Origin of the sequence: Photobacterium sp. 2_MG-2023 (genome assembly GCF_030547675.1) — a bacterium.
Taxonomy (GTDB): Bacteria; Pseudomonadota; Gammaproteobacteria; order Enterobacterales; family Vibrionaceae; genus Photobacterium; species Photobacterium arenosum.
The window spans coordinates 127,785-150,636 of sequence record NZ_JAUOQQ010000004.1 but is presented as its reverse complement, the minus strand read 5'-3'; the positions used below and the strand labels follow the sequence as shown (position 1 = coordinate 150,636).

Here is a 22,852-nt window from a genome sequence, read left to right as displayed (position 1 = left end):
CCACCTCGACCTGAGCTGAAAAAATCACCACTTTGAGCAAAAGGTCACAGAATGATCGGGAAGCTCTGCCTCTGTGGCAGGTACAGGCTTCCCGACACTAGCCAGTGTGGACACTTCTTTGTACCATGTCAGACCATTAGTCCAACAATCATCAAGACATTGTGGCAACCAAAGATTACGTCAAGCGAGGCCGGGCCGCGAAAAAGCCCGCCAGAAGAACGCCTTCCCGCAGCAGTAAACCCAGTGGCCAGTTCCCGGTAAAATGGGCACTGATTGCCCTGTGCCTGGTTATTGCCCTCGGCTATGGCTTATATTTTCTGTCTTCGTCACCCAAGCCTGCAGCACCCCATGCGACCCCGGTTAAGCCGGCGCCGGTCAAAGACAAAACGCCGCCTGCACCAGCCACCAAACCCAAGCAGGAAACCAGCACCAAAGTCGACACCAAGCCTGTGACTGCGCCTAAGCAACAAGAAAAATTACCGCCTAAGCCTGCAGAAAAATGGCGCTACATTGAAGAGCTGGAAAATAAAGAAGTGCAGGTGGAAGCGAAGAAGGTTCCGGATAAGCCGGGTCGCCCTTATCTGATGCAGTGTGGCGCTTACCGCTCGCCAGGTCAGGCGGAGGAGCGCAAAGCCATGATTGCTTTCCAGGGGCTTACCAGCCAGATCAAAGTGTCTCAGGGTGAAAAAGGCAGCTGGTATCGCGTGGTACTCGGCCCATACCCTCAGAAACGCAAAGCCGAAAGCGATCGCAATATGCTGCGACGGGCTGGGATCGAACCTTGCGCCATCTGGTACTGGGACGCTTGAGTCGTTTGCTGACCTGATAACGGCTAACTACACTGATTAAGGATGCTGAAGCAGACAAAACGCTGCCAAGGCATCCTTTTTTATGGCCTCCACCGCGCAGATTGTTTCGTTTGCCTTGAAATCGGAAACCACCATCCCCAGATCTGCGGCTATACCCATACCGGCCCACGAGCCGGACTGATGCTAAGAGGTAATACCGTGACAACCATAGTCTCTGTACGTCGCAATGGAAAAGTCGTCATCGCCGGTGATGGCCAGGTCTCACTGGGCAATACCGTCATGAAGGGCAATGCCCGCAAAGTCCGCCGCTTATACAACAATCAGGTACTGGCAGGATTCGCCGGCGGTACCGCCGATGCCTTCACCCTGTTTGAGCGTTTCGAACGCAAGCTGGAAATGCACCAGGGGCACCTGATGAAAGCCGCGGTCGAACTGGCAAAAGACTGGCGTACCGACCGTAGCCTGCGCCGCCTGGAAGCCTTACTGGCCGTTGCGGATGCCACCGCCTCGCTGATCATCACAGGTAACGGTGATGTGGTTCAGCCGGAAAACGACCTGATTGCCATTGGCTCAGGCGGTAATTTTGCGTTATCCGCAGCCCGGGCGCTGCTGGAAAACACCGAGCTGGATGCTCGCACCATAGCTGAGAAGTCGCTGACCATTGCTGGTGATATCTGCGTTTACACCAATGACTTCCAGACTGTTGAAGAACTCGATACCCAGTAAGGATTCCCCATGTCTGAAATGACTCCCCGCGAAATTGTTCATGAACTGAACCGCCATATTATCGGCCAGGACAAGGCTAAGCGTGCTGTGGCTATTGCGCTGCGTAACCGCTGGCGTCGCATGCAGCTGCCGGAAGAGCTGCGCGTTGAAGTGACCCCGAAAAACATCCTGATGATAGGGCCGACCGGTGTCGGTAAAACCGAAATCGCCCGCCGTCTGGCAAAACTGGCCAACGCCCCTTTCATCAAGGTTGAAGCCACCAAATTCACCGAAGTCGGTTATGTCGGTAAAGAAGTGGAAACCATTATCCGCGATCTGACTGACGTTGCGGTCAAAATGACCCATCAGCAGGCCACCGAAAAAGTCCGCTTCCGCGCTGAAGAGCTGGCAGAAGACCGCATCCTGGATGTGTTGCTCCCGCCCCCGCGTGATGCCTGGGGCAAGAATGAAGAAAGCGACACCAATTCGGCCACCCGTCAGTCATTTCGCAAAAAGCTGCGCGAAGGCAAGCTGGATGACAAGGAAATAGAAATTGACGTGGCCGCCCCTCAGATGGGTGTCGAGATCATGGCCCCTCCCGGCATGGAAGAAATGACCAATCAGCTGCAGGGCATGTTCCAGAATCTGGCGGGCAACACCACCAAAAAGCGCAAGATGAAAATCAAAGATGCACTCAAAGCGGTGACCGAAGATGAGGCCTCCAAGCTGGTTAATCAGGAAGAGCTGAAAGAGCTGGCTATCCACGCAGTTGAGAACAACGGTATCGTCTTCATTGATGAGATCGACAAAATCTGTAAGCGTGGCGAAAGCTCAGGCCCGGATGTGTCCCGCGAAGGGGTCCAGCGTGACCTGCTGCCGCTGGTGGAAGGTTCGACGGTCTCGACCAAACATGGCATGGTCAGAACCGATCATATCCTGTTCATCGCGTCCGGCGCCTTCCAGGTAGCACGTCCGTCTGATCTGATCCCGGAGCTGCAGGGCCGTCTGCCAATTCGTGTTGAACTTGAAGCCCTGACCAGCGAAGACTTCAAGCGTATCCTGACCGAGCCGAATGCGTCGCTGACCGAGCAGTACCGCGCCCTGATGGCCACGGAAAATGTCACCATCAGCTTTACCGAAGATGGCATTGCCCAGATTGCCGATGCGGCCTGGCAGGTCAACGAGCGTACGGAAAATATCGGTGCCCGCCGCCTGCACACTGTGCTGGAGCGCCTGATGGAAGAGCTCTCTTATGATGCTTCCGAGCAGGGCGGTAAAGAGCAGATCATCGATAAAGCCTATGTGCATGCCCATCTGGGCGAGCTGGTGGAAGACGAAGATCTCAGCCGCTTCATCCTGTAACCCGAGTAGTTAACTTAGCCACTCGGTTATCCTTACTCAGCGGGATGCCAGATTATCGACCGGCATCTCGTTTTTTATCTTCTTGTTGCGCCAGAACAACATTCCTTTCTGTAATCGGGCCATACTCACACCCTATACTGTCTTTATCTTGGGATCATGGCTTTGTCCTCTCTTTCCGTCTGGCTGGATGCGACCCGGCCCAAAACCCTGCTGCTGGCCATGGCCGCTTTGCTGTGCGGTAACAGCCTGGCCGCTGCCCAGGGGCACTTTTCACCGGCGATCGCCCTGCTGGCTCTGCTGACAGCTTTGCTGCTCCAGATATTGTCTAACCTGGCCAACGATTATGGCGATGTACGCAAAGGAACGGATAACCGCCACCGACTGGGGCCGCAGCGCGGACTGCAGCAGGGCCGGATTTCCCTACCTGCCATGCGTGCAGCCATAACCGTGACCCTGACGTTAACCACCCTGAGCGGCATCGCCCTGCTCTGGCTGGCCCGACCGTCCCTCACCGTCTTGCTCAGCTTTATGGCCCTGGGTGTCGCTTCTGTGCTGGCAGCACTGGCCTATACCTTAGGCGCGAAACCTTATGGTTATCGCGGGTTGGGCGATCCTGCGGTACTGATCTTCTTCGGCTGGGTCGCCGTCGGCGGCAGCTATTATCTGCAGAGCCAACAGTTCCAATGGGCCATTTTACTGCCAGCGACGGCCAGCGGACTGCTGGCGGTCGGGGTACTGAATCTCAATAACCTGCGTGATATTGATAACGACAAGGCCTGCGGAAAACTCACTCTGGCGGCAAGACTCGGTCCGACAGCAGGCCGCAGGTATCACCTGCTGCTCATGGCAGCCAGCCTGCTCGGCTTTGCGGCCTATGCCCTGCTGACGGCCCGTTCACCGTGGGGCTGGTTGTTTCTGCTGGCCGCCCCCTGGTTGCTGGCGCATGCCGCTAACGTGCTGGCCACGCAAAAAGCGCAATCATTGGCTCCTATGCTGGCCTTACTGGCTAAAATAGCACTGATGACTAACCTGCTGTTTGCCATCGGATTGCTTGCCGACCGCTAAAGCATGGCGTCGAGATTGCAATGCAGCCTGAGCTGGTTATACTTTCAGCAAGTTAGTGAATGGGCGCTTTCTGCTTCCTGTCCTGCTTAATATTACTGCCAATAAAGAAGCGAGCTTATGGAATACAATACCTCTGAACTCTGTGATATTTACCTCGACCTGGTTGACGTGGTTGAGCCAATGTTCAGCTCTTACGGTGGCCGAAGCTCATTCGGAGGCCAGATCACCACAGTAAAATGTTTTGAAGACAATGGTCTGCTTCAGACTGTGCTGGCAGAACCGGGCGCTGGACGAGTCCTGTTAATTGATGGTGGCGGTTCGCTTCGTCGCGCGCTGATTGATGCCGAACTGGCGCAAATGGCAGTACAGAGTGAGTGGGAAGGCATCATAGTGTATGGCTGTGTGCGCCATGTCGATGAATTAGATGAGCTGGATATCGGTATTCAGGCCATGGCTTCAATTCCAGTCGGCGCTGACAAGCAAGGAACGGGGGAAGTAGACGTCGCTGTTAATTTCGGGGGAGTCACCTTCCTGCCGGAAGATCATCTCTATGCAGACAACACCGGGGTAATTTTGTCTCCGGAACCTCTGGATATCGACTGATACCCCGCTGACATTCTGTGCGCTTTAAAGAAAAACAGAGCCAAATGGCTCTGTTTTTCTTGCGGGTGGCAGTTGTTGTGGAAATTATTCCACCGTTTCCATTTTACCCAGCAGCATGCGGACACGCTCCTGCCACGCCTGATGATCATTACGCAGCTTCTCGTTATCCTGGACCAGTGACTCACGATCTGCGCGCAGTTCCTGAGCAAGGTTTACCAGATTATCGTTTTTCTCTTTCAGTTCTTCCACTTCCATCTGCAGCAGGGAAATGGTATCGACAGCCATTTGCACTTTGGCTTCCAGCTGTTCCAGCATCTCTAAAGACATAATTTTCACCCTATCAGCACCTGCGCAAGACCGCAGCTTAAACTGCGTCTACCAGGCAAATTACAATTCCAATGTAGCCCCTATTCTAACTAGGCCTTATTCGTCTGGCATCTACTAATACCACGCTTTGCCACAATCGGATAAAAATCATCCAAACTTCCACAACATTTTACCTTCAGTAAGGCATCGCGCGCTGCCAGACACAGTGAACTGTTAGCGATCACTCAGTTTTCCCCTGCGCATTTTGAACCACTGCGGCTGACATGCTAGTGTTCGCGCCTCTCAGCACGAAATAGAGTATTAACTCTATTCATACCTTTCGCTTTCCTTTCGATATCGACCAATCAAACAAATTATATGCTCGAACGCACATTTTTAATTCACAACCCTTTCGAAGAAATCACCATTCGAGTATTTTTTGGTCACATAACGATAACAACTCTATTACCTATCACTCGACACAAGGATTGGCACATGACAAAACGACAACCCCCTACGCTGCTTGGCGAATGCCTGGCAGAATTCATTGGCACCGGACTGCTCATCTTCTTTGGAGTAGGCTGTGTCGCTGCGCTGGTGTTAGCAGGTGCTGACTTCGGTCAATGGGAAATCAGTATTATGTGGGGACTTGGAGTCACCATAGCGATTTATTGCACGGCGGGTGTCTCCGGCGCGCACATTAACCCGGCCGTCACCATTGCATTAGCCATTTTTCACGGTTTTGATAAAGCAAAAGTACTCCCTTACATCCTGTCTCAACTGGCTGGCGCCTTCTGCTCGGCCGCGTTGATATACGGCCTTTACAGCAATCTGTTCACCGAATTCGAAAGCACGCATGGGATTGTTCGCGGCAGTGTCGAAAGCCTGGCCACGGCTGGCATTTTTTCTACCTACCCGAATCCTGCCCTGTCATTGAGCGGCGCCTTTGCCGTCGAGTTTGTCATTACCGCTGTGCTGATGTTTGCCATTCTGGCCATAGGTGATGAGAAAAACGGTACTCCCCGTGGTGCTCTTGGCCCGGTACTGATAGGTATACTGATCGCCGTGATTGGTGGCTCACTCGGCCCACTGACTGGCTTTGCCATGAACCCGGCCCGGGATTTTGGCCCCAAGTTTTTTGCTTACCTGGCTGGCTGGGGCGACATGGCGCTGACTGGCGGAAAAGATATTCCTTACTTTATCATCCCTATTCTGGCGCCGATTGCCGGTGCCGGCTTCGGTGCCTGGCTGTACCCGAAAGTCATTGGTGTCTATCTGCCGGGCAACCGCTGTACCCTGCCGAACCAATGTGAATCAGACAATGAGAAAGAAGTCGCGCAAGCCTGATTGCAGCGCTATCTATAATTAATCAGAGAAGAGGACCCTCAGATGACCACAGAACAAAAGTACATCGTCGCACTCGATCAGGGAACCACCAGTTCACGCGCTGTGATCATGGATCATGACGCCAACATAGTCTGCACTGCGCAGCGCGAATTCACTCAAATCTACCCCAAAGCGGGCTGGGTTGAGCACGACCCGATGGAAATCTGGGCCAGCCAGAGCTCCACTATGGTGGAAGCCCTGGCCAAAGTCGGTATCCGCACCGATCAGATTGCCGGTATCGGTATCACCAACCAGCGTGAAACCACCATTGTCTGGGACAAGAACACAGGCAAACCTGTCTACAACGCCATTGTCTGGCAGTGCCGCCGTACCGCCGACATCTGCCAGCAGCTGAAACAGCAACAGGATCTGGAAGCCTACATCCGTGACAACACAGGCCTGGTCGTGGACCCGTATTTCTCCGGCACCAAAATCAAGTGGATTCTGGACAACGTCGAAGGAGCCCGTGAGCAGGCCGAAGCAGGTAACCTGCTGTTCGGTACCGTAGATACCTGGCTGATCTGGAAACTGACCCAAGGCCGTGTTCATGTCACCGACTACACCAACGCCTCCCGGACTATGCTGTTTAACATCAACTCGCTGGAGTGGGATGAAAAACTGCTCAAAGTCATGGATATCCCGCTGTCTATGATGCCGGAAGTGAAAGCCTCTTCCGAGATCTACGGTCAGACCAACATTGGCGGCAAAGGCGGCACCCGTGTGCCTATCGCGGGTATTGCCGGTGACCAGCAGGCCGCACTGTTTGGTCAGATGTGTGTGGAACCGGGTCAGGCCAAAAATACCTACGGCACCGGCTGCTTCCTGCTGATGAACACAGGCAAAGAGAAAGTCAACTCGCAGAACGGCCTGCTGACCACCCTGGCCTGCGGCCCGAAAGGCGAGCCGGCTTACGCACTGGAAGGGGCGGTCTTCATGGCCGGTGCCTCGATCCAATGGCTGCGTGATGAGCTGAAACTGCTGGGCGATGCCAAAGATTCTGAGTACTTTGCAGAAAAAGTGGGCAGTGCCAACGGTGTGTATGTGGTGCCGGCCTTCACCGGTTTAGGCGCCCCTTACTGGGACCCGTATGCGCGCGGCGCCATTGTCGGCCTGACCCGAGGTGTCAACAACAACCACCTGATCCGCGCCACACTGGAAAGCATTGCTTACCAGACCCGTGATGTTCTGGATGCCATGCAGGCGGATTCAGGGATCCATCTGGCCGCACTGAAAGTGGACGGCGGTGCGGTGTCCAACAATTTCCTGATGCAGTTCCAGTCTGATCTGCTGAACACCGAAGTGCACCGCCCCGTGGTGACAGAAGTCACCGCACTGGGCGCCGGGTATCTGGCCGGTCTGGCGGTGGGCTTCTGGGACAGCATTGATGAGCTGAAAAACAAAGCCGTACTGGAGCGCAGTTTCACCCCGTGTCCGGATGACAGCAAACGCGCCCGACGCTATAAAGGCTGGAAGCGCGCCGTGGAATGCGCCAAAGGCTGGGCCATCGACGAGGACGAGTAATCCCCGCCGAGCCGTTGTCACGCCGAGTCTTTTCACGCAGAGTGTTTTAACTCTGACCACAAGCCTGCCCTTCCCGCAGGCTTGTTTTTTTATCGATACCTTGCAGCAGGAAACGCTGCGCTGGCGTCTGTGTTACAATTCGCGCAGAGAATCGACACCCCGATATCTGTGACTGACCTGATATCTTTTTACTGAGTAGTTCTGGAGTTCCCATGAAACGCGATTTGGCAATGGCTTTTTCCCGTGTCACTGAAGGTGCCGCGCTGGCAGGTTACAAATGGCTCGGCCGTGGCGACAAAAACGCCGCTGACGGCGCTGCTGTCGAGGTCATGCGTACCCTGCTAAACAAAACCGAGATCACCGGTGAGATTGTTATCGGTGAAGGGGAAATTGACGACGCCCCTATGCTGTATATCGGCGAGCAGGTGGGTGCCGGTGGCGATGCGGTCGATATCGCGGTCGATCCGATAGAAGGCACCCGGATGACCGCCATGGGCCAGAACAATGCGCTGGCGGTGCTGGCGGCCGGTGAAAAAGGGGCGTTTCTCAAAGCACCTGACATGTATATGGAAAAACTGGTGGTCGGCCCGCAAGCCAAGGGACAGATAGATCTCAATCTGCCGCTGGAAGACAACCTGGTCAATATCGCCGCCGCGCTGGGTAAGCCGTTAGAAAACCTGGTGGTGACCACACTGGCGAAACCTCGCCATGACGAGATTATTGCCAAAATGCAGGCCATGGGCATTCGTGTCTATGCCGTGCCGGACGGCGATGTAGCCGCTTCCATTCTCACTTGCATGCCAGACAGCGAAGTCGACGTAATGTACTGCATCGGCGGTGCGCCGGAAGGTGTGGTCTCGGCGGCGGCCATCCGGGCGTTAGGCGGTGATATGCAAGGGCGCCTGCTGCCACGTTTTCTGGTCAAAGGCGGCAGTGATGACAATTACCGCATGGGCCAGCAGGAAATGGACCGCTGCCGCGAAATGGGTATTGAACCCAATCAGGTCCTGCCGCTGGAGCAAATGGCGAAAAGCGACAATGTGATCTTTGCCGGTACGGGTATCACCAAAGGCGATTTGCTGGACGGCATTACCCGCAATGGCAATATCGCCACCACAGAGACCCTGCTAATCCGCGGTAAATGCCGCACGATCCGCCGAATCAAGTCGATTCATTACCTGGACAGAAAAGACCCGGCTATTCTGCCTCATATTCTCTGACAGCGCTCTGCCGTCCCGGTATGTGATAAGTACCGGGATAACCGCCTGATCATAATAAGACTTTCACTGCTTTTTTTATAAAGCTGGGCTATGCTATTTAGTAAAGCCATTGCTTTATATACTTAGCTGGCCACATAATAGGCGCATGAATACAAGTAATACGACTATGAAAACCATAGATAAAATTCTCCATAGAATGAAGCAAGACGGCCCGGTCACTGCCAAAGCCCTGTCAGAGGAGCTGAGCCTGACGACTATGGGAGTGCGCCAGCACTTGCAGGGATTGGAAGACGACGGTCTGGTGGGGTTTGAAGATATCAAAGCCAAAGTCGGCCGGCCAACCCGTCACTGGCACCTGACGGCTCAAGGCCATGAGCAGTTTGCCGATCGTCACGGTGACCTGATCATTCAAATGCTGGATTCAGTGGAAAATCTGTTCGGTCAGGAAGGCTTGCAGAAGATTTTGCTGCAGCGCGAAGAAGGCACGCTGAACCAGTATCAGCAGGCCATTGCAAAGGCCACAGATTTAAAAGAAAAACTTCAGATTCTGACTACACTGAGGGAAAAGGAAGGCTACATGGCACAGCTGGAGTCCGATGAACACGGCTTCATTCTGATTGAGAACCATTGTCCTATCTGCCATGCCGCGAAGCGCTGCCCCTCTCTTTGTCGATCTGAACTGGCGGTCTTCCAGCGTCTGCTGGGAGACAGTGTGACAATAGAGCGTAACGAACACATTATTGCCGGACAGCGCAGATGCAGCTACCGCATTAATCCGTCCTGAGAATCTGACTATGTAAGAAGGAGATCACAATGGCTGACTGGATCCCTGCCAAGGTTATCAGTAATCGTCACTGGAACAGCGAACTGTTCAGTTTAACGCTGGAGGCGAATATTGAACCCTTTAAAGCCGGGCAATTTACCAAGCTGGCGCTGGAATGCGACGGCAAAATGATCCAACGCGCCTACTCCTTTGTCAATCCGCCCAGCAGCCATCAGATTGAAATCTACGCCACCAGAGTGGCTGACGGTTTGTTGTCCCCTCGCCTGCACGCCCTGCAAGCCGAAGACGAAGTCTTCATCACCGCCCGGGCTAACGGCTTCTTTATCTTAGATGAAGTGCCTGACGGGGATAGCCTGTGGCTGTTGTCAACCGGGACGGCCATCGGGCCATATCTGTCCATTTTGCGTGAAGCCACCGCCTGGCAGCGCTTTCGTAAAATCGTACTGGTGCATGCCGTTCGCTTTGCCGCCGATCTCAGCTATCAGGCAGAAATCAACGCGCTCAAAGCAGCCCATCCCGAACAGCTGATCGTCCAGCCCTTTGTCAGCCGCGAGCCGGCACCACTTGCGCTCACCGGCCGCATTCCTCAGGCCATTTCAGACGGCCTGCTGGAACGCCATGTCGGCATACCGCTCAATCCTCAAACCTCGCAACTGATGCTGTGCGGTAACCCGGCGATGGTGAAAGACACCAAGGCGGTACTGGAAGCGCGCGGATTTGTGAAAAACCTGCGCCGTAAGCCCGGCCAGATCACCGTCGAGCACTATTGGTAACCGGGCTGGTAGCAGGCTCAGAAGCCACTGCCAGTCTTATTCCCTGTACACTCAGGTCACTTTTATTGAGCGTCTCATCAATGAGACGTTTTTTTCATTCCCCGCCATCTAGTGTTAAGTAAGTCACAGATTTGACGCTTGGGGAATGAGTTATGCAGACGTTACCATCCTTTGATGAACTCAAAAAACTGGCCGAAACGGCACCTGAAGAGCTGGAAGCCTTGCGACTGCGAATGAGCGAGGAAATCATTGAAAACGCCAGCCCAGCCATGCAACCACGCTTGCGCGCGCAGATGAGCCACATCAACCAGGTCATTGCGCGGGGTAAAAACCCGAACCATACCAATATGCTGCTGCGGGCTGAATTACAACAACAATTACAGCGCTTTGCCCGCTCACTTACAGCGCCGGAAACCCTGACAGAACATGAAGCGAAAGTGATGCCGTTTCGCCGTCAGGCATAATGCCAGCGATACGAATACCGAGGGCCAGCCTGAATGCTGGCCCGTTTTTTTGGTCTGAGAGTTAAAGATAGGATCTCCACTTCCAGCTTCAGCTGTCTTTTCAGCTTCAGCTATCTTTTCGACTTCAAATAGGTGTCGCTTTCCATATCCCGGATTTCAATCGTCAGGCTGTCAATCGTCGCAGCGTGCTGCTCCAGCAGCGGCATCAGACGCTCTGCCAGTCCGCGCTTACAGTCATCGTCACGCCCCGACAACAAAGCCAGTTCCAGATGAATAAAATTATGAGCATCACCGCCCTCTCCCACCTGCCACTGATGACAAGGATAGGCGCGAGATTTCACAGAGGCGGGTTCAAATACCCCGCAGGTTAGCAATGACTGATGAAGATCTTCCAGTAAGGCTGCAACGTTAACGCGCTCAGCAACGGGATCGGCAAATTCCAGCTTCAGGTGGGGCATACAACTCTCCTTGTTGGTCAGGGGCGACCCGATATTCCATTAACTGGCGCATAACTTAGCCGATTTTACTGACGACAGCGACACGGGCATGCAGAAATTCCCTGTTGATCACTTTTCACCATCAATGTGGCTAGCCGCTCTGAGTTGAAAGTGAAAATTTATTACAGCTCAGAGTTCACTTTTGCCGTTGAAACAGGTACAACCGGGCATGGATTTGTTCGAGATTAAGGAAGTTTACGTCTATCGGGCGTATACTGTCGGACGTTTAAACCTGCATTATCAGGCAGGCTGCACTGAACACACTACTGCCTGACAGCGGTGTACTCAGTTTAGTCTGACTTTAGACATCACATAGATATGGAGAAAATCTTATGCGTCATCCTGTAGTTATGGGTAACTGGAAACTAAACGGCAGCAAAGAAATGGTCACCAACCTGCTGACAGGTCTGGATGCCGCGCTGGCTGGCGTTGAGGGCGTTGATGTGGCAGTCGCGCCACCTGTGATGTACCTGGATCTGGCACAGCGTCTGATCAGCCAGGGCAAGAGCAAGATCATTCTGGGTGCCCAGAACGTTGATGTGAACGCCAGCGGTGCTTACACAGGTGATATCTCACCTGAGATGCTGAAAGATTTCGGCGCCAGCCACATCATCATCGGCCACTCAGAGCGTCGTGAGTACCATCACGAGTCGGACGAGTTCGTGGCTCAGAAGTTTGCCTTCCTGAAAGAGAACGGCCTGACGCCTGTACTGTGCATCGGTGAATCTGAAGCGCAAAACGAAGCCGGCGAAACGGTTGCCGTTTGTGCCCGCCAGCTGGACGCTGTGATCAAAACACAAGGTGTTGAAGCCCTGAACGGTGCCATCATCGCCTATGAACCTATCTGGGCCATCGGTACCGGTAAAGCGGCGACTGCCGAGCAGGCACAGGACATTCACGCCGCTATCCGTGCCCACATCGCGTCTTTCAGCGCGGAAGTCGCGAAAAACGTAGTGATCCAGTACGGCGGTTCGGTTAAAGCTGGCAATGCCGCTGAGCTGTTTGCGATGCCAGACATCGACGGCGCCCTGGTTGGCGGTGCAGCGCTGGATGCAGAAGGCTTTGCCGCTATCGCGAAAGCAGCAGCTGAAGCCAAGAAATAAGATACCATCAGGGGCGGCACACGCCGCTCCGGCAGCATCCTGTCTCAGGCAGGAGCACAAAAAAGCCGACCACAGCAGCGTCGGCTTTTTTTATTCACTTGTCCCGTCCTGAAATGATCAGAACAGCTTATCGGCAACCTTGTACAAATCTGTGCGCACCGGGCGTTTCATATTTTCGATGGCATCAATAATGTCGTGGTGGACCATTTTTTCATTCTGCACCCCCACGCAACGGCCACCTTCGCCCTGCATCAGCAAATCAACCGCGTAAGCACCCATACGAGAAGCCAGAATACGGTCAAAGGCAGTTGGCTGTCCGCCACGCTGGATATGGCCCAGCACGGTGGCGCGGGTTTCGCGGCCGGTTTCCGTCTCGATATACTTAGCCAGCTGATTGACGTCTGTCATCAGCTCGGTAATCGCCACAATTGCGTGCTTCTTACCTTTGTAGATGCCTTCTTTGATTTTGGCCAGCAGCTGCTCTTTGTGCAGGCCGGTTTCCGGGGTGATGATGTACTCACAGCCACCGGCAATCGATGCCATCAGGGTCAGATCGCCGCAATGACGGCCCATGACTTCAACAATCGAAATACGCTGGTGCGACGATGAGGTATCACGCAGGCGGTCAATCGCATCAATTACGGTATTCAGCGCCGTCATAAAACCGATCGTATAATCAGTACCGGCCACATCGTTGTCTATGGTGCCGGGCAGGCCGATACACGGATAGCCCATCTCGGTCAGCTTTTTCGCCCCCATGTAAGAGCCATCACCGCCGATCACCACCAGCGCATCGATACCGTGAATTTTCAGGTTTTCGATCGCCTGAGCACGGACTTTCTCATCACGGAATTCAGGAAAACGGGCAGAGCCAAGAAACGTGCCGCCCCGGTTGATCACGTCAGAGACACTGGAGCGGTCAAGTTTCTGAATACGGTTCTGATGCAGGCCCTGATAGCCATCATATACACCGTAAACTTCCAGGCCTTCTGATAAACCTGCGCGAACAACTCCGCGAATCGCCGCGTTCATACCTGGGGCGTCACCGCCACTGGTCAAAACACCAATCTTTTTAATCATGGTTACCCTCTGACTTTGGGAAATGAAAATCCTTTCCTTTGCGAGCTGGCCCAAGTCAGCGACTCCGCCTCGCCTCCCTCACGGTGGCGACTCGCGTAAACTGTAACTTTCCTACTAATGTAGGAGTATTACAATTTAGAAAAACGATGTATTGATTCATATCACGTAAACTTGCCATGTGTCGGCAGCCTTGTTGGCATACTGGAACCCCGAGTGTGTTTTGTACCCCAGGTTGCCGCCAGGCTATATGCCACTAAGTATATGCTTAGTTCGCAATGTCGGCCGCCTCGCCGGCAAATTCTCCCGAACCCTGACGGTAAGTATGGTTTCCGGCCACATGGACAGCTAAATATTATTCGCAGTATAGCGGTTTTGTGATGAAATTTAATAACAAAATTGACAAGTTAAGCTCATGGTGACAACAAAAAAAGCCACAACATTTCGTTGTGGCTTCGGTATTTTCAGTCAAATGCAGCATTATTCACTGTGTTTTTCTTTCCATTTCGCCATGCACTCTGCCTGCTTCTCAGCTTTTAATGTCTTGTACTGTGCTTTCTGCTCCGCTGTCAGAATGTTGAGCATGTCATGACGTTTTTTCATCATGCTCACACGACGCTCAATTTGTTGATCTGACATTTGCTTGGCCAGATCACGCACTGCATTTTCATCAAAGTTGTCGGCTAGCAGCAAATCTTGCATCTTGTCGTGATTTGCTTTCATGGCTTCACGGCCCTGGGCCATGTTTTCGCGCATCTCTGCCTTATTGCTCTCGCGCAGGCTGCGCATCTGCTCTTTTTGCGCGTCGGTCAGATCCAGAGACTGCATAACGCCGCGCTCGGCACGATGACCACCACAGTCGCCATAATGACCTTTACCATGAGACTTGCCCCCTTCCGCCAGTGCCGAAACGGAGCCCAGCAGCATAGGTACCGCTAATACCATAGCGACTGTCGTTTTCATTTTCCGGGTCATAGTCTTATTCATATCCTGTTCTCGCTCTGTTGATGTCCGATAAGCAAATACTACCCGCTAGCAGGTAAACTGTTGTCGTGAAAACGTAAAGCTGGGTAAAGCACTGTCATCCGGCTTGGCCTGCTTTCGGGCATAGGGGATACTTAACCTGAATCATTTAGAGGGTATGGAATCAGTATGGCAAACATTCTTCTGGTCGATGACGATAATGAACTGACAGCACTGCTCAATGACATCCTTCTGCTGGAAGGCTTCACAGTGCGCGTCGCGCACAATGGTGAGCAAGGGCTGTTAATGGTTGATGAAGACACAGATCTGATCCTGCTGGACGTCATGATGCCAGTCATGAATGGCATTGATATGCTGCGTAAACTCCGCGAAACCACCAGCACGCCAGTGCTGATGCTGACCGCTAAAGGCGAAGAGATCGACAGAGTGCTGGGACTCGAGCTGGGCGCGGATGACTATTTACCCAAGCCTTTCAGTGACAGGGAGCTGTTGGCCCGCATGCGTGCTATTTTACGCCGCTCCCGCATGGTGCAGGACAACCAGAGCGAACCAGACTGCATGACCTATCTGGATCTGACCATTTATCCCGGTCGCCAGGAAGTTACCTGTAACGGTGAGCTGATCGACATGACAGCGACTGAGCTGGCCCTGCTCAGCCACCTGATCCGCCACCCCGGCACAGTAGTGACCAAACAGGATCTCAGCCTGGAAGTGCTGGGCAAACGCCTGGCGCCGTTTGACCGCGCCATCGACATGCATGTCTCAAACCTGCGTAAAAAACTCCCCCCGCGCGAAGACGGTAAGCCCAGAATAAAAACCCTGCGCGGCAAAGGCTATCTGTTTGTGGAGGCGGGATGAAGCGGCCCCTGTTTAACCTGCCTGTGTTCAGCCTGCCCATTTTCAACCGGCTCTCCAGCCGGATCTTTGCGATTTTCTGGCTGACCCTGATGCTGGTCGTTGTGGTGCTATTACTGTTACCGCACCTTGACCCACGCTCGCAACACACTATTCCTCAGCCGGAACTGAATCGTTATCAGGACGCGGCGGAGCGCATCTCTGAGCGCTTGAGCAGTCAACCCGGCACCCTGCTGGAAAAACTGCAGCCGCTGGCTGATCCCAAGCGCCACAAAGGTATGCAGTTGTATTTCACCAATGACGACGGCGAGCTACTCACGCCGCATCAGCGCACCAAAGCGTTGCGCAATTTCATTACCAGTGCCGACAGCCCGGACGCGCCGCGCCAGAAACTCTACGGCCGCTGGATGGTGGCCGGGCCTTTTCTGGTCAAGGATCAGCAGCAAAGCGCGCTGATGTATATCGGCAGGGTGTCGCACCGGCCACCGCCTTTCTTTCTGCGCATTCTCGATCAGCCTTTTCATCTGCTGCTGCTGACTATGCTGATCAGTACGCCGCTGCTGTTGTGGCTGGCCTGGGCATTAAGCCGCCCGGCGCGCAAACTGCAGGAAGCGGCGCAGCGGGTGGCAAGCGGACAATTCACCCAGGATCCGGCACTCGAATCCTCCGGGCCGCGCGAATTTCGCCAGGCTGGTGCCAGCTTCAATCAGATGGTCACCTCGGTCAATCAGATGATAGGCGGGCAACAGCGGTTGCTGTCGGATATCTCTCACGAGCTGCGCTCTCCCCTGACCCGGCTTCGCATGGCGACCGCCCTGGCCCAGCGCAAGCAGGGCAACAGTCCGGAACTGGATCGGATTGATACCGAAGCCGAACGACTGGAAGCCATGATCGCCAAACTGCTGGAACTGTCGCGGATGCAGATACACGGGCAGGAAACCCGCGAATACAGTGATGCGGTCAGCCTGTGGCAGGAGATGCTGGATGATGCCGAATTTGAAGCCAGTCAGCACCAGAAAAGCCTGACCTACAGCCCGCTGCTGCCCTGGCCGCTGGCCGGAAACCCCGAGCTGTTGATCAGTGCCCTGGAAAATGTCGTTCGTAATGCCATCTACTACAGCAAAGATCGCATCGAAGTTCAGTTCAGCGCCAATGACCACTCGCTGACCGTGACCATAGACGATAACGGCGAAGGGGTGCCCGATGATCAGTTGAAAGATATTTTCCGGCCTTTCTACCGGGTATCAACCGCCCGGGATCGCCACAGCGGCGGCACCGGATTGGGGCTGGCCATCACAGAAAATGCCATTCGCCAGCACAATGGCAGCATCACCGCCAGCCGCAGTCCGCTGGGCGGACTGAGAGTGACCCTGCTGCTGCCGCTGGCACAGAAAAGCCAGCGTCACTCGTTGTCACAGCCGGAAGCACGATAGTCCCGGATCCCCATGCCGGTCCAGCGTTTGAACGCTTTGGCAAACGCACTGTCGTCCGCATAGCCAAAGTACAGCGCCAGGTTAGCCTGTGTGCTGCCCTTTTGGTTCAGCATCTGCAGCGCCTGCTGTTTTTTTATCTGCTCAGACAATGCCCTGAAGCTGACGCCAAAATCCGCCAGCTTGCGGTTGAGGTGGCGCTCGCTGAGATTACACAAGGCCGCGGTCTGGGCGCGGGTCAGGCTGGGTTGCTGTGTCAGCAGATGGCTGATCTGCTCCAGAAAAGACGCTGGAGCCAGGCGTTTCATCTGCTGCTGGGCCAGCCGTATCAGCTGAGCCTGCAATTCCGGCTGGATGTCACGCCGGCTGCACAGCCAGTCTTGATCACTGAAAACCATGTAGTTCCCTGTCCGGGAAAAACAGACCTGGGTATCGCCAAACACCTCATGGTACAGGGCTAACGGCGCCTGAGGCGAATGCTCGAACGCGACCAGCTTTGGGATCACCGGGCCGCTGGCGACCACGGCAGCGCCCTGCATCACGCTGGCAAAAATGGCTTCCAGCCGCGCGGCTCTGGCCGCTTCAAAATGAGGACGGTAGACCAGGTGCCAGCCTTCCTGACTGTGGAACCGGGCAAAGCGTCCGCCTTCTCCGACCAGATCAGAAAAACGCAGCAAATTGTCCACCGCACCGGCCAGATTGACACTGCTGAGTAACAAAAAGCCCAGCATATCAAACTGATCGATCTGCAGCTGGCGGCCAATCCGCAACCCGACCCCGTCGCAATCGGCGTGATCCGCAATCGCCTGCCAGAGCTGATCCTGCAGCGACAGCGGCAAGCGCTCACCGGCCGGACAGGCAGCCACCTGACGTCGCAGCGCGTCCGGCAGAGCTATCCCCAAAGACGGCAGAAATTTAAGAATCGCTTTGCTGAATCCTGATGTAACAGTGCTGGGGTACATAGCGCTAACCCGGGCAGTCAATTGATCATACTTACCGCCGTTATACCACAGGCCCGCCGGCGAGCACTGTGATACGGCTCGGAACCCGGCTGTTATTTCGGGCCATTACGTCCCGAATTAACCTGTTCACGTCCCGTCTGGGCCATAGCAAAGTGTTAACAAAAAGTTAATGATAGTATTCAGGACCTAAACAGAGAGTCATTCAGTATGCATCCCTACGTTGTGATTGGAGCCGGGCCTATGGGCCTGTGCACAGTGCGCCGCCTGGCCGAACAAGGATTGCCTGTCATCGGGCTGGAAGCCCATGCCGATGTCGGCGGACTGTGGGACATCAGCAGCCCGACCAGTACCATGTACCAATCGGCTCACCTGATTTCCTCCAAGCGAATGACAGAATTCTCTGATTTTCCCATGGCGGATCATGTGGCCACCTACCCGAAACATGATCAGCTTTGTCGCTATTTTCAGGATTATGCACGGCACTTTAATCTGTATGGTCACTATCGTTTCCATGCCTGGGTGGAAAAGGTGGAACCTTGCCAGGGCAACTGGCTGGTCACTTACCGTCAGCATGGTGAGACCTTTACCCTGATGGCATCCGGGGTATTGCTGGCCAATGGTACGCTACATCACCCCAGACGGGGCAACTTTGGTGGTGACTTCCAGGGTGAGCAATTTCACAGCAGCGATTATAAAAGCGCCGAGGTCTTTGCCGGTAAACGTGTACTGATTGTCGGCTGTGGTAACAGTGCCTGCGACATTGCGGTGGATGCCGTGCACCGCGCCCGCTCGGTTGATATGGTGATCCGCCGCGGGTATTACTTCCTGCCCAAATTTGTGGCGGGCATACCCACAGATACCCTGGGTGGCAAAGTGCGCTTGCCGAACCGGCTGAAGCAAATGGTCGACGGCACCCTGGTCCGGCTGATCTCCGGCAAACCCAGCCAGTTTGGCCTGCCAGATCCCGACTACCGTATGTATGAATCCCACCCTGTGGTCAATTCCATGTTCCTGCACCACATAGGGCACGGTGATATCACTGTGCGCCCGTCGATTGAGCAACTGTTGCCGACTGGTGCGCGTTTTCAGGACGGGCAGGAAGCAGAGTATGATCTGATCCTTGAGGCCACCGGCTACTCTCTGCATTACCCCTTTATTGACCGCCAGCACCTTAACTGGAACGGTGATGCACCTGGCCTGTACCTTAATATTTTCACGCCACAGCATGACAACCTGTTTGTGATGGGGATGGTAGAAGCCTCAGGTCTTGGCTGGCAGGGACGCGATGATCAGGCTCAGCTGGTGGCCCGTTTTATCCGGGCCCGCCATGAGAAACCGGCCGCAGCAGAAAAATTCATGCACAAAGTCCGCCAGCAGGCCAGCCGCAGAATTGATGGCGGTATTGCGTACCTGAATCTGGAACGCATGGCCTACTATGTACACAAAGCCGATTATCTGGCGGCGCTGAACCACGAAATTCGCCAGCTGCAATGGGAGAGCTGAATGTCGAGCACTAGCCTGCTGTTACTGAATCTGATTCTGGCGATGATGATGTTTGGCATCGCCCTGAGTCTCAAACCGGCCGACTTCCGCCAGGTTGTTCGCCAGCCCAAAGGCCCCCTGACCGGGCTGGCTGCCCAGTTTGTGCTGATGCCGGCGCTGACCTGGCTGCTCACCCTGCTGGTGCCCATGCCCGCCGAAGTGGCGCTGGGATTAATCCTGGTCGCCAGTTGTCCCGGCGGCAGCTTTTCCAATATCGTCACCTATCTGGCCAAAGGCAACACGGCCATGTCCATCAGTATGACAGGGATAGCCAGTGTCGCCGCGTCCTTCATGACCCCCTTTAATTTCATGTTTTATGCCAGCATGAACCCGCACACCGCCCAGTTACTGAAGCAAATTGCCGTACCACCGGAAAGCCTGTTTATTGTGGTGGCACTGGTGCTGGCGTTACCGCTGACGCTCGGACTGATCTGCAGCCAGATGGCCCCCGGCTTTGCCAAACGCAGCGAACCCTTTTTCCGCATCATCTCGCTGCTCACCCTGTTCGGTTTTGTGGCTATCGCGCTGATCACTAACTGGCCGCGCTTTATCGCCGGCGCCAGTGTCTTCCTGCTGGCCGTTATCTTCCACAATGCTCTGGCGCTGGCCATCGGCTGGCTCTGTGCCTGGGTCATGAAGTTGCCGGTTGCTGATCGCCGGGCGATCACACTGGAAGTCGGCCTGCAGAACTCCGGCCTGGGACTGGGCATCATTTTCACCTTTTTCGGCGATCTGACCGGTATGGCCATTATTGCCGCTGGCTGGGGGATCTGGCATCTGATCAGTGGCATGGGACTGTGCTACTGCTGGCACCGGCTGGATAACCGCCGCGCTGCCCTCACCTCACCTGTTTCATCCACTCGCGAACAGCATAAAGGGACCTTATGACACAGCGAATTTTAATCACCGGCTGCCAGGGCTATCTGGGCCGGCAGCTCAGTGTACGCCTCGCCCAGCACGCCGAGGTATTTGGTATTGATATTCATGATGCTCAGCCTGAGGGCGTCACCTACCAGAAAATGGACATTCGTTCTGCCGCGCTGAGCGATTTCATCGGACGTCACCACATCAGCCATGTCATCCATCTGGCCAGTATTGTGCAGCCATCCCGTGACAGGCAAAGAGACTATGACATTGATGTCAACGGGACGGAAAACCTGCTCAAAGCCTGTATCAATCATCAGGTCGCCCATCTGACGGTCACCAGCAGCGGCGCTGCGTACGGCTATCATGCCGACAATGCCGAGTGGCTGCGTGAATCCGACCCGCTGCGGGGCAACCGGCATTTTTCCTACAGCTACCACAAACGACTGGTGGAAGAGATGCTGGCCGCATACCGCGTCGCCTACCCGGAACTGCAGCAGCTGATCCTGCGCCCGGGCACTGTGCTGGGCGCTGAGACCAACAATCTGATCACTGACCTGTTTCGCAAAGACAAGTTACTGGCCGTTAAAGGCTCGCCGTCGCCGTTTGTCTTCATCTGGGATCAGGACGTCGTCGATATCATCACCGAGGGGGTCAGCCATAGTAAATCCGGGCAATTCAATCTGGCGGGAGACGGTGCCCTCAGCGTTCACCAAATCGCCGATATTCTCGGTAAAGACACCCGTGATTTACCGGCCTGGCTGCTGAAAAGCGCCCTGCGGGTCGGCAAGCTGCTGCGTATGACCCAATACGGACCCGAGCAACTGGATTTTCTTCGCTATCGCCCCGTGCTGGCAAACTACGCGCTGAAATTTGATTTTGGCTATATCCCGAAAAAAACCTCGCTGGAGGTGTTCGAATATTATGCCAGCCAGCAAGGGTTGATCCCGGCCAGGGGGTGTCAGCATGACTGAGCACAAACCTGTTGCCATCCTCACCGGCGCCGCCTCAGGGCTGGGCCGCGATCTGGCGATTCGTCTGTCATATGGCTACCGGCTGTATCTGATAGACAGGGACCAGGATAAGCTGACTGAACTGGCCGCCACGCTGGAAGACAGCCGTTTTTTTGTCTGCGATCTGGCTGACAGCCATGCCATAGACACGCTGATTACTGATATCCGGCAGCGCGAGTCTGAGATTGCGCTGCTGATCAACAATGCCGGTATTACCCACCGCTCGCTGTCCCGCATTACACAACCGGCAGTGATAGAAAAAGTCATGGCGGTGAACTTCTTCGCGCCGGTCCGCCTGACCCAGGGGCTGCTGCCGCTGCTGGTGCAACACCAGGCCAAAGTGGTCAACATCAGCTCGATGGCAGGCTGGATGCCTGTTTTGGGCCGGGCCGGTTACTGCGCCTCTAAATCAGCCCTGCACCAGTATTTTGAAACTTTCCGGGCTGAAATGCACAGCGACGGCGTGACAGTTCTGATGGTCTACCCGAGCTTTCTCGATACCCCCATAGAGCGCAACGCCCTCAATGGCGACGGGGGCCGCAGTCGCCATCAACGCTCTATGGTCGGTAAAATACGCCCCAGTTCGTGGATGGCCGAGCAGATTGTCACTGCCATCAGGCAAGACAAACAACGGCTGTTCCCGGATGCCTTTACCCATTTTTCCAGCCTGCTGTACCGTTTGCTGCCGCGGGTTTTTCTGCACCTGATGAGCCGGAAATTTGCCACTGAGCTTGAGGTCAAACCATGACACTGGTGTGGCTGGGCCTGGCGATTATTCTGGCCTTTGGTATTGAAGCCATGACGGGATTTGGCAGTATAGTGCTGGCGCTGTCGCTGGGGGCGCTGGTCATGGATCTGGCATCACTGGTTCATATTCTGGTGCCGCTGAATCTACTGATGACGGCGCCGCTGGTCTGGAAGCTCAGACAGCACATACAGGTTTCATTCCTGCTGCGTTCCGTGTTGCCCATGATGCTGGTCGGCACAGCCGTCGGCGTCGGGCTGACCCCCTATGTCCCCGAACTGCTGAGCAAAACCCTGTTTGCCGGCCTGATCATCTGGTTCGCCGCCCGAGCCCTGCTGCAACCAGCAGCGGTTGAGATGCCTTCACTGCGGCGGCACTCCACCATCACGGCGGCCGGGATCACCCACGGCCTGTTCGCGTCCGGCGGCCCGCTGCTGGTTTATGCGCTGGCCCGCACCTCGCTGGATAAAACCCAGTTCAGGGCAACCTTGCTGACGGTCTGGCTCAGCCTCAATGGTTGTCTGACCCTGTATTTTATCCAGGCCGGCGAACTGGCACCCTACCGGGAAACCTTGCTCTGGCTGGCACCCTGTGTCGGTATAGGGGCATGTATCGGTAACCGGCTGCACCACAGTATCGATCAGGCGCACTTCAGCAAGCTGGTGTTTGGTGTCCTGCTGGTCGTCGGGCTGATTCTGATGACCAACACATTGTTTTCCTGGGCAGCGCTCAACACTGGTTCCTAGCCATGAATGCAGGCTACAATAGTGTTTTTGTCGCTG

The 22,852-nt window shown here is 54.8% G+C and carries 24 protein-coding genes; 19 read left to right on the top strand and 5 right to left on the bottom strand.

The window, feature by feature from the left end:
- The first annotated feature begins 161 nt into the window (after positions 1-161).
- The 5 genes from Q4491_RS05350 to rraA all read left to right on the top strand — a co-directional run bounded on the left by Q4491_RS05350 (position 162) and on the right by rraA (position 4,544).
- Entirely contained in the window at positions 162-809 is a 648-nt protein-coding gene (locus Q4491_RS05350) for an SPOR domain-containing protein (RefSeq protein ID WP_303455512.1), read from the top strand.
- Positions 810-1,007: 198 nt separating this feature from the next.
- Positions 1,008-1,535 (top strand): ATP-dependent protease subunit HslV, encoded by a 528-nt coding sequence (hslV, locus tag Q4491_RS05345; protein WP_027250611.1) that lies wholly within the window; start codon positions 1,008-1,010, stop codon positions 1,533-1,535.
- Between the two features lie 9 nt (positions 1,536-1,544).
- On the top strand, positions 1,545-2,876 hold the full coding sequence (gene hslU, locus Q4491_RS05340) for an HslU--HslV peptidase ATPase subunit (RefSeq protein ID WP_218384448.1): 1,332 nt from the start codon (positions 1,545-1,547) through the stop codon (positions 2,874-2,876).
- A 156-nt stretch (positions 2,877-3,032) separates the two neighbouring features.
- The gene (locus Q4491_RS05335; protein WP_303455510.1) at positions 3,033-3,941 is read left to right on the top strand and encodes a 1,4-dihydroxy-2-naphthoate polyprenyltransferase; all 909 of its coding nucleotides are present in this window, start codon (positions 3,033-3,035) and stop codon (positions 3,939-3,941) included.
- 117 nt (positions 3,942-4,058) lie between these two features.
- Complete coding sequence (gene rraA / locus Q4491_RS05330) at positions 4,059-4,544, top strand: ribonuclease E activity regulator RraA (protein ID WP_192015960.1); 486 nt, start codon at positions 4,059-4,061, stop codon at positions 4,542-4,544.
- A gap of 84 nt (positions 4,545-4,628) precedes the next feature.
- Here the strand turns inward: rraA and zapB are convergent, their stop codons facing one another.
- Positions 4,629-4,871 (bottom strand): cell division protein ZapB, encoded by a 243-nt coding sequence (gene zapB / locus Q4491_RS05325; RefSeq protein WP_192015961.1) that lies wholly within the window; start codon positions 4,869-4,871, stop codon positions 4,629-4,631.
- Positions 4,872-5,345: 474 nt separating this feature from the next.
- Here zapB and Q4491_RS05320 point away from each other — a divergent pair, with 474 nt between their 5' ends.
- From Q4491_RS05320 to Q4491_RS05295, 6 genes are all read left to right on the top strand, one after another.
- On the top strand, positions 5,346-6,197 hold the full coding sequence (locus tag Q4491_RS05320; RefSeq protein ID WP_303455504.1) for an MIP/aquaporin family protein: 852 nt from the start codon (positions 5,346-5,348) through the stop codon (positions 6,195-6,197).
- A gap of 42 nt (positions 6,198-6,239) precedes the next feature.
- Positions 6,240-7,757, top strand: coding sequence for a glycerol kinase GlpK (gene glpK / locus Q4491_RS05315; protein WP_192015963.1), 1,518 nt, complete (start codon positions 6,240-6,242; stop codon positions 7,755-7,757).
- A gap of 212 nt (positions 7,758-7,969) precedes the next feature.
- On the top strand, positions 7,970-8,977 hold the full coding sequence (glpX, locus tag Q4491_RS05310; RefSeq protein ID WP_192015964.1) for a class II fructose-bisphosphatase: 1,008 nt from the start codon (positions 7,970-7,972) through the stop codon (positions 8,975-8,977).
- 166 nt (positions 8,978-9,143) lie between these two features.
- Positions 9,144-9,761, top strand: coding sequence for a metalloregulator ArsR/SmtB family transcription factor (locus Q4491_RS05305; RefSeq protein WP_192015965.1), 618 nt, complete (start codon positions 9,144-9,146; stop codon positions 9,759-9,761).
- A 29-nt stretch (positions 9,762-9,790) separates the two neighbouring features.
- Positions 9,791-10,534 carry a ferredoxin--NADP reductase gene (locus tag Q4491_RS05300; RefSeq protein ID WP_192015966.1) on the top strand — a complete coding sequence of 248 codons (744 nt, stop codon included), beginning with the start codon at positions 9,791-9,793 and terminating at the stop codon, positions 10,532-10,534.
- A gap of 152 nt (positions 10,535-10,686) precedes the next feature.
- The gene (locus Q4491_RS05295; protein WP_192015967.1) at positions 10,687-10,998 is read left to right on the top strand and encodes a DUF3135 domain-containing protein; all 312 of its coding nucleotides are present in this window, start codon (positions 10,687-10,689) and stop codon (positions 10,996-10,998) included.
- A 110-nt stretch (positions 10,999-11,108) separates the two neighbouring features.
- Here the strand turns inward: Q4491_RS05295 and Q4491_RS05290 are convergent, their stop codons facing one another.
- Positions 11,109-11,456: a 5-carboxymethyl-2-hydroxymuconate Delta-isomerase gene (locus Q4491_RS05290; protein ID WP_192015968.1), complete on the bottom strand. Its 348-nt coding sequence runs from the start codon at positions 11,454-11,456 to the stop codon at positions 11,109-11,111.
- Positions 11,457-11,827: 371 nt separating this feature from the next.
- On the opposite strand from Q4491_RS05290, the gene tpiA reads away from it, so the two are divergent.
- On the top strand, positions 11,828-12,598 hold the full coding sequence (tpiA, locus tag Q4491_RS05285; RefSeq protein ID WP_192015969.1) for a triose-phosphate isomerase: 771 nt from the start codon (positions 11,828-11,830) through the stop codon (positions 12,596-12,598).
- Positions 12,599-12,715: 117 nt separating this feature from the next.
- Here the strand turns inward: tpiA and pfkA are convergent, their stop codons facing one another.
- Together pfkA and Q4491_RS05275 are read right to left on the bottom strand one after the other, a co-directional pair.
- A complete protein-coding gene (gene pfkA / locus Q4491_RS05280) occupies positions 12,716-13,678 on the bottom strand; it encodes a 6-phosphofructokinase (protein WP_027250596.1) in 963 nt (320 codons plus the stop codon).
- Positions 13,679-14,155: 477 nt separating this feature from the next.
- Entirely contained in the window at positions 14,156-14,638 is a 483-nt protein-coding gene (locus Q4491_RS05275; protein ID WP_192016097.1) for a CpxP family protein, read from the bottom strand.
- Between the two features lie 189 nt (positions 14,639-14,827).
- On the opposite strand from Q4491_RS05275, the gene Q4491_RS05270 reads away from it, so the two are divergent.
- Together Q4491_RS05270 and cpxA are read left to right on the top strand one after the other, a co-directional pair.
- Complete coding sequence (locus tag Q4491_RS05270) at positions 14,828-15,517, top strand: response regulator (RefSeq protein WP_192015970.1); 690 nt, start codon at positions 14,828-14,830, stop codon at positions 15,515-15,517.
- Positions 15,514-16,947, top strand: a complete 1,434-nt coding sequence (gene cpxA / locus Q4491_RS05265) for an envelope stress sensor histidine kinase CpxA (protein WP_303455493.1) — start codon at positions 15,514-15,516, stop codon at positions 16,945-16,947. The genes Q4491_RS05270 and cpxA overlap by 4 nt, the downstream gene beginning before the upstream one ends.
- Here cpxA and Q4491_RS05260 read toward each other — a convergent pair.
- Positions 16,917-17,906, bottom strand: coding sequence for an AraC family transcriptional regulator (locus Q4491_RS05260; protein ID WP_303455490.1), 990 nt, complete (start codon positions 17,904-17,906; stop codon positions 16,917-16,919). The genes cpxA and Q4491_RS05260 overlap by 31 nt on opposite strands.
- 207 nt (positions 17,907-18,113) lie before the next feature.
- Between Q4491_RS05260 and Q4491_RS05255 the strand changes: the two genes are divergently transcribed.
- From Q4491_RS05255 to Q4491_RS05235, 5 genes are read left to right on the top strand one after another with little or no spacing between them, the layout of a single operon-like run.
- Positions 18,114-19,409 (top strand): NAD(P)/FAD-dependent oxidoreductase, encoded by a 1,296-nt coding sequence (locus Q4491_RS05255; protein WP_192015973.1) that lies wholly within the window; start codon positions 18,114-18,116, stop codon positions 19,407-19,409.
- Positions 19,410-20,336 carry a bile acid:sodium symporter family protein gene (locus Q4491_RS05250; RefSeq protein ID WP_303455485.1) on the top strand — a complete coding sequence of 309 codons (927 nt, stop codon included), beginning with the start codon at positions 19,410-19,412 and terminating at the stop codon, positions 20,334-20,336.
- Complete coding sequence (locus tag Q4491_RS05245) at positions 20,333-21,286, top strand: SDR family oxidoreductase (protein ID WP_303455482.1); 954 nt, start codon at positions 20,333-20,335, stop codon at positions 21,284-21,286. Before Q4491_RS05250 ends, Q4491_RS05245 begins: the two co-directional genes overlap by 4 nt.
- Positions 21,279-22,073: an SDR family oxidoreductase gene (locus Q4491_RS05240; protein WP_303455480.1), complete on the top strand. Its 795-nt coding sequence runs from the start codon at positions 21,279-21,281 to the stop codon at positions 22,071-22,073. The genes Q4491_RS05245 and Q4491_RS05240 overlap by 8 nt, the downstream gene beginning before the upstream one ends.
- The gene (locus tag Q4491_RS05235; protein ID WP_303455477.1) at positions 22,070-22,816 is read left to right on the top strand and encodes a sulfite exporter TauE/SafE family protein; all 747 of its coding nucleotides are present in this window, start codon (positions 22,070-22,072) and stop codon (positions 22,814-22,816) included. The genes Q4491_RS05240 and Q4491_RS05235 overlap by 4 nt, the downstream gene beginning before the upstream one ends.
- Positions 22,817-22,852 lie beyond the last annotated feature (36 nt).